Genomic DNA, 13016 nt, shown 5'->3' on the forward strand with positions numbered 1-13016 from the left:
ATTTATCGCTTAACCAACAAAACCATAATAAAATGAAACAAATTATGTTAATCTTTATGTTTGTTTTTACGGCGCAGCTCTCGCTTGCTCAGGTAAAAACAATCAAAGGTTTAGTAAGCGATCAAAACGGATTGCCGCTGCCGGGAGTAAGTATTATTATTCAGGGTACCAAAACCGCAACCCAGTCTGATTATGACGGAAAATTTACGATACAAGCATCTGCAGGAGATGTTCTTGTTTTTTCGTTTATCGGAATCAAAACTGAGAAAGTTACTGTAACACAATCAGCTACAGTAAATGTTGTGCTCACAGAAGATGCACAAAACTTAAACGAAGTTGTTGTTACCGCATTAGGTATCAAGAGACAGAAAAAAGAATTGGGTTATGCAGTTCAGGACATTAAAGGTGATCAGCTTAATAAAGTGATTACAACCAATGTAGCGTCGGCACTTTCAGGTAAAATTGCCGGTGTTGATATTTCTATGCCTGCCACAGGAGTTGGAGGGAGCTCCAGAGTTATTATTAGAGGAATTTCAAGTATAGGGGAGAGTAACCAGCCACTTTATATTGTTGATGGAGTTCCTATTGATAACTCAGGTTTGAATAATGACACTGCCGGAGCCAGTAAATGGTTCGACGGAAGAGATAACGGAGACGGAATTTCAAGTCTTAACCCAAATGATATTGAAAGTCTTACTGTATTAAAAGGTGCAGCTGCATCAGCTTTATATGGTTCAAGAGCGTTAAACGGGGTAATTTTAATTACAACTAAAAAAGGAAGCAAAGGAAAATTACAAGTAGAATTAACAAGTGGTGTTAGTTTTGACCGTGTAAATGCAAAATATGATGATTTTCAAACTGAATATGGTACGGGAGGTCACGGAATTTTGCCAGATCCGACAAAAGCACCTAGCGAAGTTTACGGGTATACAACCAGTGCCTGGGGACCTAAATTTTCAAATAGTATAGGAACACAAGTAAAAATATTTGATGGTTCTATGCGACCTTATGCAAGAGTTGAAAATAATATTCAGGATTTTTTCAAGACCGGTGTTACAACAACAAACGGAATTGCACTTTCTGGAGGAAGTGAAAATGCATTTCTTCGTTTTGGATTCAATAACCTGAAAAATGATGATGTTGTTCCTAATTCTGGTTTAGAAAGAAACAATGCTAGTTTAAACGGTACATTAAAATCAGATAAATTTACTTTAGATGCTAATGTAAATTATATGGTAGAGACTACAAATAACCGACCTGGATTGGGTGATTCACCAAACAATGTGGGGTATTCTTTAAGTGGTCTGGCGCCAAATATTGATCAGGCGTGGTTGAAAAATTATGGAAATCCGGAGACTGGAGAAGTTTATAAATGGAATAATAATATTTATCAATTAAATCCTTATTTAACTGTAGATGCAAACCACAATACTTCTAAGAAAAATCGTTTTACAGGGAATGTTGCCGGAACGTATCAACTAGAAAAATGGGTTGCGCTGACTTTTAGAACTGGTTTAGATACTTATATTTTTGATTCTAAAGATTTTATGGTGCCTGGAAGTACATGGCCTGGAAGAGATACTGGTTATCTTAGAGTAGGTGATATCACCGTTTCTGAAATGAATACGGATATCATTGCTACTTTTAGCGGAATTAAATTAGCTAATGATCTGACTTTTTCAGGAATTTTAGGAGCAACTAGAAGAGATTTTAGAAGATCTGAAAATTCTAGTGAGGGAACCAATATTATTCAGCCGGGAACAGAGTTTATTAGTAATTTTTCCACGCAAACAATAAATGCACCAATAGAAACAAGAACAAGAACAAATTCTGTTTACGGTTCTGCAAAATTGGATTATAAAGGGTATCTATATGCTGAGTTTACGGGAAGAAATGACTGGTTTAGCGTTATTAATAAAGATGCTTTCTATCCGGGAGCTTCATTAGGTTTTGTATTCTCGGATGCATTTAACATTCAGGGAGATACTTTTTCTTATGGAAAATTAAGAGCTTCATGGGCAAAAGTTTCTAATGCTCCAGGGGCTTATAAAAATGCATTAAATTATACTACATATTCTTCTTATGACGGGCAAAGTGTTGTAAATGTTAAGAATACATCGGCACCAAATGCAAACCTGACTTTTCAAACGAAAAAAGGAATCGAGTTTGGTTTAGAAACAGCTTTCTTTAAAAACAGATTAAAAGCTGATATAACGGTGTATCGTGAGGATACATCTGATCAAACACTTGATTTAGCTTCTTCATCAACATCAGGATATGAATATCTTTCTGTAAATGCCGGTGAATTGCGTAACGAAGGTATTGAGATCTTTTTATCTGGTTCACCAATAAAAACGAAGGACTTTGAATGGGGAATTGACTTAAACTATTCCAGAAATAAAAACTCAATTCTTTCTTTACATCCTGAAATTAATACCTACACAATTTCTGAGGCTCGTTGGGCTAACGCAGCGATTGTTGCTCAGGTTGGTGGAAAATACGGTACTATCATTGGAAGAGATTTTCAAAGAACACCTTCAGGAGAAATGATTGTAAATGCACAAGGTATGCCTGTATATACAGATAATAAAGTAGTTTTAGGAAAAGGAGTTCCGGATTGGGCAGCGGGTTTAACCAATAGATTTACTTATAAAGGAATCACGCTTCAGTTTTTATTAGATATGAAATTTGGTATGGATGTTTATTCTATGACAAACTCAGTTGCTGCAATGAGAGGATTATTAGATGTAACTACAGAAGGAAGAGATGCGTATATCGCTGCAAGAACACAAGCTGCTGCAAACGATCCTAATTTCGACATCAATAATTGGGTTCCTACAGGTGGTTATGTAGCAAATGGAGTGGTAAATACAGGAACAGCTCAGAATCCTGTTTATGTAAAAAATACCAAACCTGTAGATCCTCAGGAATATTGGAGAAATGTTACAGATGCTACTCCGGCGCCATTTATTTATGATGCTTCATATGTAAAATTAAGAGAGGTAAGTTTAGGGTATAATATACCTAAAAGCGTTTTTGGCGGAGCAAAAATAAATTCAATTTATGTTTCTGTATTTGGAAGAAATCTATTGACATTCAATAAAGATTTACCAAACATTGATCCGGAGTCTATGTATACTTCAGGAAACGGACAAGGTTTTGAATATGGTTCATTACCATCAAGACAATCGTATGGTTTTAATATTAAAATTACATTCTAAAAAAGTAGATTATGAAAATCAAATATATAATAGCCATGCTTGCAGTTTTTACGGTAGTTGGCTGTACAGAAAATTTTGACGAACTGGAAAAAGATCCTGTGGCGTTATCTGCAAATCCGGCAGGTCAGCTTTCATTTACCCAATTGTGTATGTCTGGAGACGGATACTATCAGCATAGAACCAATCTAATTTATGCCGGAGGTTTTGTGCAGCATTACTCTGGTTCGTGGGCAGTAACAAACTACGGTGGTAAATTTAATAATTCAGAGGAATATGCAGTAGCCTTATGGAGAAACGTATATGCTCATGAAATGAAAAGTGTTGTAGATATTCTGGATGTAACCGGAAAAGATGCTTCGGCTGTAAATATGAATGCAGTTGCTAAAATTATGAAAGTAATGGTGGCACAGCGATTAACAGATATTTATGGAGATGTACCTTATTCAGAAGCGGGTCTGGCTTTTTCTAAAGGAATTGTAACACCTAAATATGATAAACAACAAGATATTTATGCTTCATTTTTTAGAGAATTAGAAGAGGCCTATAATCAATTAAATGTTGGAAAAGACCTGATCAAAGGAGATTTGTTTTATAAAGGAGATGTTTCTAAATGGAAAAAATTAGCCAACACTATGCGTTTGCGTGCGGCGATGAGAATTTCTGAAGTAAGCCCAGCCGAAGCAGAAAAACAAGCAAAAGCAGCGTTACAAAATGGCGTTTTTGAAAGCAATGCTGATAACTGTATTATGCAGCATTTAGATTTTCCCTTTAGTGATGATCCAGCCAGACTGGACTATAGAGGAAACGGATTGTCTTATGGTTTTATAGGAAATGAGCAGGGAGATCATTTTAGTTCCTTACTAATAGATTATTTAAAAAATAACGGAGATCCAAGATTGACTATGATCGCTACTCCTAAAACCAGTAGTAGTATAGTTCCGGGTGCGCCACTACAGCCGGGAGAAACATTGTACGAAGGGGTTAAACCGGGAGTGTTTAGATGGGAGCTTTCCGGAGGATCAAATTCAGCCTCTGGTATACAGCCTTATTTAAAATTAAGAACAACTCCGTTCTTGCACGTAAGTTATTCAGAGAGCCAATTGTTATTAGCCGAAGCTGCTTTTAGAGGATGGGTTTCAGGTTCTGCTGCAGAATATTACAAAAAAGGTGTTGAGGCAGGAATTAAACAATTGTCTATTTATGGTGCGACTCCTGCAAGTCAGGCAAGCATCGACGCTTATGTAAATGCGAAACCTTTATTGCCTGGTACAGAAAAAGAACAAATTGGAACACAAATTTGGATTACCTATCTATTTAATAGTATCGAAGGATACTCGAACTGGAGAAGAACAGGATATCCTCACTTAATACCAATTACAAATTCAGATTCAGGAACGGGTGGTATTGTGCCAACACGTTTGTACTATCCAAGTGATGAACTACAAAAAAATGAAAAAAATTATCAGGAAGCCTTAGCGAGATTAGGAGGAAAGAATGACTGGTTTGGTAAAGTTTGGTGGGATGTAAACTAAAAAATAAATCTCAAATATAAAGTTATGCCTAATGAGGTATTATTTTCATTCTAATTAAAATTACAAACAACAAGTTTAAATTCAAAATTATGATAAAAAATAAAGCCTTATTAGGCATCCTTTTTTTTATAAGTTCCCTTTTTTCAGCATACAGCTGTTCGAGAGAAAAACAACCTGATCCTGTAGATTCAAAAAATAAAACAGCCAGAGTTGTTGGGTATTTATCTTCGGATAATTTTAATAAAATCAATGCTATTCAGTTTTGTCAATTAACGCATCTCAATATCGCGTTTGCAAACCCGGATAAAAATGGAAATATAGTATTTAGCGGAGATCTGGATGCTCTGATTAAATATGCAAAGTCAGTTAATCCTAAAATTATAATTAGTATTTCACTCGCCGGTGGAGTAATATCAGAAGAACAGGCCTCAAATTGGTCTTTTTTAATAGATAAACCAGAAAACAGGTCAGCTTTAATTCAGAACATTGTCAATTTTGTCGAATTGCATCAGTTGGATGGAGTAGATGTAGATCTCGAATGGAATGCTGTGACCTCAGGATATAGTGGTTTTGTAATTGAATTAAAAAAGAGCCTTGCCGAGCGTAAAAAATTATTAACGGCAGCTTTGCCTAATAATTCGCGTTTCGAAAATATAACTCAGGCAGCATTAAATGCATTCGACTTTATTAATATTATGGCTTACGATAGTACGGGCCCCTGGACTCCTGATAAGCCGGGTCAGCACAGCTCTTTTGAGTTTGCTAAAGAAGGAATTGATTTTTGGCATAAACTTCAAAATGTACCAAGTGATAAATTAACGCTTGGTGTGCCTTTTTACGGCTATAATTTTACCTATCCTGATGTTACCAGTTCAACCTATAATGATATTATAATGGCAGGAACCCAATTTGCAGATCAGGACGAGCTTGGTAAAATATATTACAACGGAAAATCAACCATTGCTAAAAAAGTTGAATTTGCTTCTCAAAATACCGGAGGAATAATGATTTGGGAAATTGCTCAGGATTCTTTTGGCGAATATTCTTTATTAGATGTAATTCATCAAAAATATACAAGCTTAAAAGTGAGAACTACAGGATTGTGTGGCAACTAAATTAAAATTCAAGACTGCATATGTCCTTTAAATTAATAAGATTTTAACTATTCTAAAAATTCTGTTTTATCGAATAAATCCGCCTTTTTAAAGTGTTTTTTTGTCGTAAAACTCACATTATTAGGTTTTTATTGTAGATGATGATTATTTAGTAAATAAGTGAAATAACTGCATAAAACATTGGTAAATAGGTTAAACATAGCACATATATTAATTTGAAAACGTTTTCGTGAAACGGATTATTGATTGATTTATGTCGTTGGTTTAAAATTTAAAGCTGTTTGTATAAAATATTTTTTTTAACAATCCCTTAAGAATAAATTTACACCATAACTAACAAAATAAATAAACATGAAAAAAATTTTCTTAATCTTTATGATTGTTTTTACGGCGCAGGTTTCACTTGCACAAGTAAAGAGTGTCAAAGGTGTGATTACAGATTCTGATGGGTTGCCGTTGCCAGGGGCATCCGTTGCAGTACAAGGAGGTCAAAAAGGTGCTACTACCGATTTTGATGGTTTGTACACAGTTGAAGTGCAAAAGGGACAGACTTTAGTTTTTACTTATGTAGGTCTTGAAACACAAAAAATAGTTGTAGGTGATGCCGCTACAATTAATGTTAAAATGGCTCTTGCAGCATCAAATGCTCTTACAGAGGTTGTTGTAACTTCATTAGGTCTTAAGAAAACTAGAAAATCTTTAACTTATTCAGCGCAGGAACTTAAAGGAGAAGAGTTAACTCGTGTAAAAGATGCCAACGTTATCAATACAATTGCTGGTAAAATTGCCGGTGTAGCTGTAACAAAAAGTTCTGGAGGTACCGGAGGATCTACTAAAGTAATTATTCGTGGTAACTCTTCTATTATGAATAGCCAGCCACTTTATGTTATTGATGGTATTCCTTTATATAATGGTTCTTCAAATCAGCCAAATGATTCATTTGGTAGTACTGCCGGAGGTAACCGTGATGGAGGTGATACTGTTTCTTTAATTAATCCTGATGATTATGAAGGAATGACAGTACTTAAAGGTGCAGCTGCTTCTGTACTTTACGGATCTCAGGGAGCAAATGGTGTTATTTTGCTTTCTTCTAAAAAGAATAAAGAAAATGCATCAAATTTAGCAGTTTCTTCTGTTACAACTTTCGAATCGGTGCATTCATTGCCAAAATTCCAGCATGAATATGGAACTGCTAATGCTCAAAAATCTTGGGGAGGAAAAGTGCAGTCAAATGATTTTGAAAAAGATTTTTTTAATACGGGAGTTACACAAATTACTTCATTAGCGTTTACAACAGGAACAGATGTAAATTCAACTAGTTTATCTTATGCTAATACTTCTGCTTCTGGAATTATAGAAGGGAATGGATTAAAGAAAAATAATTTTGGAATTCGTCAGACAGCGAAATTTTTTGATAATAAATTAACGGTTTCTGCTGATGCAAAATATACAACTCAAACTATTGATAACAGACCTGTAAACGGACTTTACTCAAATCCTTTAACAGGAGTATATTTGTTCCAAAGAGGAAATGACTTTAACTATTATAAGGATAATTTTGAAGCCTATCAGCCTGATCGAAATTTATACGGACAAAATTTTTATAGTGCACCAAATGCTGATATTTATGTTCAGAATCCATATTGGTTAATCAATAGAAACAAATCTGTTGATAAGGACAATTTCTTTAACGGAAATATAGCACTAGACTATAAAGCAAACAATTGGTTAAGTATTGGTGCGAGATATAGTTATAACAGAATTGAAAACGATTTTGATAAAAGAATATACGCAACTACCAACATTTCCTTATCTAATATAAATGGTAGATACATCAATGTTGCTACATTAAGCACACAGCGTTATGGAGATTTAATCGCTAAAATCAATACTAATTTCAATGAAAATTTTAGTTTTAATGCCATCATTGGGGCAAGTATAAACAATACATTAGGAAATCATGCCACTACTTTAGATTCTGGTATTGTTGGAGGTCTTGTTAATGCTAACTTGTTTACGTTGGGTAATTTTGGACCTGCAACAGGATTAGATAATTTAAGTCTTCAGGCTACAGGTTCTTCAAGAGAAGTTCAGTCCATCTTTGCGTCTGCAACTTTTGGTTATAAAAACATGTTGTATTTAGATGTTACAGGACGTAACGACTGGTCTTCTACTTTAGTGAATACAGATACTCCATCTTATTTTTATCCATCTGTAGGGGTTACAGCTCTTTTAAGTGAAATGACAAGCATGCCAGAGTGGGTTAATTTTGCTAAAGTGAGAGGAACTTACGCGCAAGTAGGAAATGATATTTCGACTTTTGTAACTACTCCAAAATCAACTATCCAAGGAGGTAATATTCTTTATCCTTCAGTAGGACCAAGACCAGGTGAATCATTAAAACCAGAATTAAAATCAGAATATGAATTTGGTACTGAGTGGAGAATGTTTAATAATAGATTAGGATTTGAGGTTTCGTACTACAACTCAGAAACTAAAAATCAATATGTTCAAGTTGCTGCCCCTGCAACCAATCCTTTTGGTTATGCTAATTATGGAATTAATGCCGGTAGCATTGCAAATCAAGGTTTTGAGGTTGTTCTTACTGGAAAAATCATTGCTGGAGATAAATTTTCTTGGGATACTACTGTAAATTATTCTCAAAATAGAAATAAAGTTAAAGAAATTCCTGAAGAATTAGGAGGTACAATTCCTTTAACTCCTGTAAATAATATCAATTACAGATATGCTTTAACTGAAGGCAGACCTTTTGGAGTTATTGAAGGAAAACATATTGTTAAAAATGATCAGGGAGAAATTGTTTTAGATGATAAAGGAAATGTGTCGTTAGAAGCTGGATTGCGCGAAGTAGGTAATGCAAATCCTGACTTTATGTTAGGATGGTCAAACACATTTAAATTTGGAGCTTTTACAGCTAATTTCTTGATCGATGGACGTTTTGGAGGAGAGGTAATGAGTATTACTGAATCTATGAATGATTTTTATGGAGTTTCAAAAAGAAGTGGAGATGCAAGAAATGCAGGAGGTGTTGCAATAAATGCAGTGAAACCTGATGGTACAAAAGTAACTTCTATGCCTGCTGAGCAATACTATACTACAGTTGCCGGAGTTAACGGAGCTACAGCTGAATATGTGTACGATGCTACAAACGTAAGTTTAAGAGAGGTTTCTCTTGGTTATACTTTCAATAAAAAAGTACTTCCTTTTGTTAATACAGCAACTTTATCATTAATAGCAAGAAACTTATTCTTTATTTATAAAGACGCACCTTTTGATCCAAACATTGCTTTGAGTACAGGTCAAGGCTTACAAGGAGTTGATATTTATGGTATGCCATCAACAAGAAGTATTGGTCTTAATTTAAATGTAACTTTCTAATTAAAATATCATGAAAACAAATAATATAAAAAAATCATTAATCTGTTTTGGTCTTTTAGCCTTAGTTGGTTGTACAGATAATTTCAACGAGATTAATAGCAATCCTGATGCTTTTACACAAGACGAACTAAAACAGGATTTTAATTATATAAAAGGTCCTTTTACGACCATGTTCGATAATGTGATGGTGAATGTTCCGGGTTGGAAGTACCAGGTAGCTATTGACTTGTCTGGAAATAACTGGGGAGGTTACACAACTCCTCCAGGTTTTGATGGAGCTAACAATCTTTCATACGCACTTTCTGATAACTGGAATCTTTGGGGCTGGGAAGCTATGTACACACAAGTTATGGCAAATTACTTAAAAGTTGAAGCTGCAGCTAAAGGTAAATATGATGAGTTTTACGCTCTTGCTACAATTATTAAAGTACAAACCTTACATAAAGCAGCAGATTCATGGGGGCCAATTGTGTACTCAAAATTAGGTACTACTGATGCAACAATTGCATATGATTCTCAGGAAGAAGCTTATGGATTAATGTTTAAAGATCTAGACTTCGCCGTAACAGAATTAACAAAAAGAATCGATGCCGGAGAGAAAAGTTCTTTTACGAATATAGATCGTTCAACATATGAAGGTGATTATAAAAAATGGGTTATATATGCAAATTCATTGCGCTTGAGATTAGCAATGCGTATTGTAAAAGTAAATCCGGCATTAGCTAAAGCTGAAGCTGAAAAAGCCATTAGCCAAAAATTTGGTGTAATGAAAGTTGCAGGCGATAGTTTTATAGTAACTAAGAATGTATCACAGCATCCTCTTAAGGTAGCTGCTTATGAATACAATGACAGCCGTATGTCTGCAGATATGGAGTCTATTATGGGAGGTTACAATGATCCTAGAATGCAGGTTTATTTTGCAACATCTGAGCAAGTTCCTGGAGAATACAAAGGAGTTCGTACCGGAGGAAATCAGGGAGATAAAACCATACATATGACATTCTCAAATTTTGGTAAGATAATAAGAGACGATAAAAGAGTAGTATGGTTGAATACGTCCGAAGTTTACTTTTTAAGAGCAGAAGGAGCTCTAAGAGGTTGGAATATGGGAGGTGACGCTGAAACATTATATAAAGCTGGTATTAATGCATCATTTGATTTGCTTGCTACTGGCGGTGCTGCTGATTATATCGCTGATAATGTAAAAATGGCTAAAGATTATGTAGATCCGGTTGCCCCATCTAATAGTGGTTTAGCGGTAAATAAAGTTACTGTTGCCTGGGATAATGCAGCAAGCAACGAAGTAAAACTGCAAAAAATCATTACTCAAAAATGGATTGCTAATTTCCCTGATGGGATGGAAGCTTGGGCTGATCACCGTAGAACAGGTTACCCAAAATTATTACCAATTCTTAATAATCAAAGTGGTGGTACAGTTACTACTGAATTTGGTGTAAGAAGAATACCTTTTGTTTCTAGTGAAAAAGACGGAAATCCTGGTGGGTATCAAACAGGACTAGCAAAATTAGGAGGCCCTGATAATGGTGGAACCAGAACCTGGTGGGATGTTAATGCTCCAAATTTCTAAAATAAAATATCAAAGAACTATAAGAATTTAAGTTTGGTTAGTAAATGGTATAAGCAATGCAAGTTGCTTATACCATTTCAAAAACCAAAATTGTAAATAGCAAAAAAAGAAAAAGAAATGAAAAGTGCTTTAGAAATAAAACCTGATATCAGCTATAAAAGTGCGGGAAAATTTGAAGAGACCAGATTTGAGAAAATCCATAATGAAATCTTCAAAAATTCAGCAGAAGCTTCTATAATTGTAGCGCAGGAAATTGCGCAATTAATTAGATCTAAACAAGAAAAAGGAAAATCTTGTGTATTAGGTTTAGCAACAGGTTCTTCTCCTATAAAAGTATACGAAGAGTTAGTGAGAATGCACAAAGAAGAAGCCTTGAGCTTTAGCAACGTGATTACTTTTAATCTGGATGAATATTATCCAATGACCAAAGAGAACAATCAGAGCTATCATTATTTCATGCATCAGCATCTTTTTAATCATATTGACATCAAACCAGAGAATGTTAATATTCCTGACGGAACAGTACATATTGATGAACTGAATCAGTATTGCATCGATTATGAAATGAATATTAAAAATGCCGGAGGTCTTGATTTTCAATTATTAGGAATTGGGCGTACAGGTCACGTAGGTTTCAACGAACCGGGATCACACATCAATTCAGGAACCAGAATTATTACACTGGACCATATTACAAGAGTAGACGCTTCATCCGATTTTAATGGTATTGATAACGTTCCTAAAAGAGCAATTACCATGGGAGTTTCTACGATCATGAGATCAAAGAGAATTATATTAATGGCCTGGGGGCAAAACAAAGCCGATATCATCAAGAGAACCATTCAGGGAGATATCAGTTCAGAAGTTCCGGCTACTTTTTTACAAAATCATGCTAATGCAACATTTGTATTAGACCAGTCTGCAGCCTCAGAATTAACCCGTTTTAAAACACCTTGGCTCGTTGGAGAATGCATCTGGACACAAGAATTAAAAAGCAAGGCGATTGTTTGGTTGTGCCAAAAAACAAAACAATCGATATTAAAATTAACAGACAGAGATTACAACAACAACGGAATGTCTGATCTTTTGGCGCAGGAAGGTTCTGCTTATGATTTGAATATTAATATGTTCAACGTATTGCAGCATACCATCACAGGATGGCCGGGTGGAAAACCCAATACCGATGATTCACATCGTCCGGAAAGAGCCAATCCTGCAAAAAAACGAGTGATTCTTTTTAGTCCGCATCCGGATGATGATGTGATTTCTATGGGAGGAACTTTTTCAAAATTGATAAAACAAGGTCATGATGTACATGTTGTATATCAAACCTCTGGAAATATAGCCGTTACAGACGACGAAGCATTAAAATTTGCTGAGGTTGCCAAAGATTTTGTGGGCGACGCAGGAAGTGGCATCAACTTTAAATCGGTAATTGAATTTTTAAACCATAAATCAGAAAACCAGATTGATTCTCTTGAAGTTCGAAAATTAAAAGGGCTTATTAGAAGAAGAGAATCTTATGCAGCCACAAGATACATTGGTTTAAAAGATGAGAATACACACTTTTTAGATCTTCCGTTTTACGAAACAGGACAGGTAAAAAAGAATCCATTAGGAGCTGAAGATATCGCCATTGTAAAGGATATTATCGCCAAGATAAAACCGCATCAGGTATTTGCCGCAGGAGATTTGGCAGATCCTCACGGAACGCACGAAGTTTGCCTGAACGCGATTTTTGCAGCAATGAAACAATTAAAACCAGAGAAATATATGGATGATTGCTGGTTATGGTTGTACAGAGGAGCTTGGCACGAATGGGACATTCACGAAATTGACATGGCCGTTCCGCTTTCTCCATCAGAAGTACTTTTAAAACGTCATGCGATTTTGTATCATCAATCTCAAAAAGACAGGGTAATGTTTCAAGGTAATGACTCAAGAGAATTCTGGGTAAGAGCCGAAGACCGTAACAAAAACACCGCCATTTTATACGATGATTTAGGATTGGCAGAATACGAAGCAATCGAAGCCTTTAAACGTTTTGATTACTAAAATTAAAATATAAGATTCGGGTGAGAGCGAATCACATTACAAAATTCAGATTGATTTTATAAGGAAAGTGAGGATTCAATAGAGATCATTCTGAGTTTTGTTTCTT

General features: G+C 35.2%; 6 protein-coding genes. All 6 read left to right on the plus strand.

Annotated elements, in window-relative coordinates; translation table 11 throughout:
* Positions 1 to 32 precede the first annotated feature (32 nt).
* Entirely contained in the window at positions 33 to 3221 is a 3189-nt protein-coding gene (locus GIY83_RS03165) for a SusC/RagA family TonB-linked outer membrane protein (protein ID WP_194618865.1), read from the plus strand.
* Between the two features lie 11 nt (positions 3222 to 3232).
* A complete protein-coding gene (locus tag GIY83_RS03170) occupies positions 3233 to 4753 on the plus strand; it encodes a SusD/RagB family nutrient-binding outer membrane lipoprotein (protein ID WP_194618857.1) in 1521 nt (506 codons plus the stop codon).
* A gap of 89 nt (positions 4754 to 4842) precedes the next feature.
* Positions 4843 to 5868, plus strand: coding sequence for a glycosyl hydrolase family 18 protein (locus tag GIY83_RS03175; protein WP_208684663.1), 1026 nt, complete (start codon positions 4843 to 4845; stop codon positions 5866 to 5868).
* 351 nt (positions 5869 to 6219) lie between these two features.
* Positions 6220 to 9267, plus strand: coding sequence for a SusC/RagA family TonB-linked outer membrane protein (locus tag GIY83_RS03180; RefSeq protein ID WP_208684665.1), 3048 nt, complete (start codon positions 6220 to 6222; stop codon positions 9265 to 9267).
* Between the two features lie 10 nt (positions 9268 to 9277).
* Complete coding sequence (locus tag GIY83_RS03185) at positions 9278 to 10855, plus strand: SusD/RagB family nutrient-binding outer membrane lipoprotein (protein ID WP_194618836.1); 1578 nt, start codon at positions 9278 to 9280, stop codon at positions 10853 to 10855.
* 117 nt (positions 10856 to 10972) lie between these two features.
* Positions 10973 to 12910 (plus strand): glucosamine-6-phosphate deaminase, encoded by a 1938-nt coding sequence (gene nagB / locus GIY83_RS03190; RefSeq protein WP_208684673.1) that lies wholly within the window; start codon positions 10973 to 10975, stop codon positions 12908 to 12910.
* The last annotated feature ends 106 nt before the right edge of the window (positions 12911 to 13016 follow it).

The organism is Flavobacterium sp. SLB02 (genome assembly GCF_009664855.1).
Classification (GTDB): domain Bacteria; phylum Bacteroidota; class Bacteroidia; order Flavobacteriales; family Flavobacteriaceae; genus Flavobacterium.

What these genes read in the sequence shown, in the direction of transcription:
- GIY83_RS03180 (WP_208684665.1), top strand. Translation starts at nt 6,220, where the DNA reads ATGAAAAAAATTTTCTTAATCTTTATGATTGTTTTTACGGCGCAGGTT.
- GIY83_RS03175 (WP_208684663.1), top strand. Translation starts at nt 4,843, where the DNA reads ATGATAAAAAATAAAGCCTTATTAGGCATCCTTTTTTTTATAAGTTCC.
- GIY83_RS03165 (WP_194618865.1), top strand. Translation starts at nt 33, where the DNA reads ATGAAACAAATTATGTTAATCTTTATGTTTGTTTTTACGGCGCAGCTC.
- GIY83_RS03185 (WP_194618836.1), top strand. Translation starts at nt 9,278, where the DNA reads ATGAAAACAAATAATATAAAAAAATCATTAATCTGTTTTGGTCTTTTA.
- nagB (WP_208684673.1), top strand. Translation starts at nt 10,973, where the DNA reads ATGAAAAGTGCTTTAGAAATAAAACCTGATATCAGCTATAAAAGTGCG.
- GIY83_RS03170 (WP_194618857.1), top strand. Translation starts at nt 3,233, where the DNA reads ATGAAAATCAAATATATAATAGCCATGCTTGCAGTTTTTACGGTAGTT.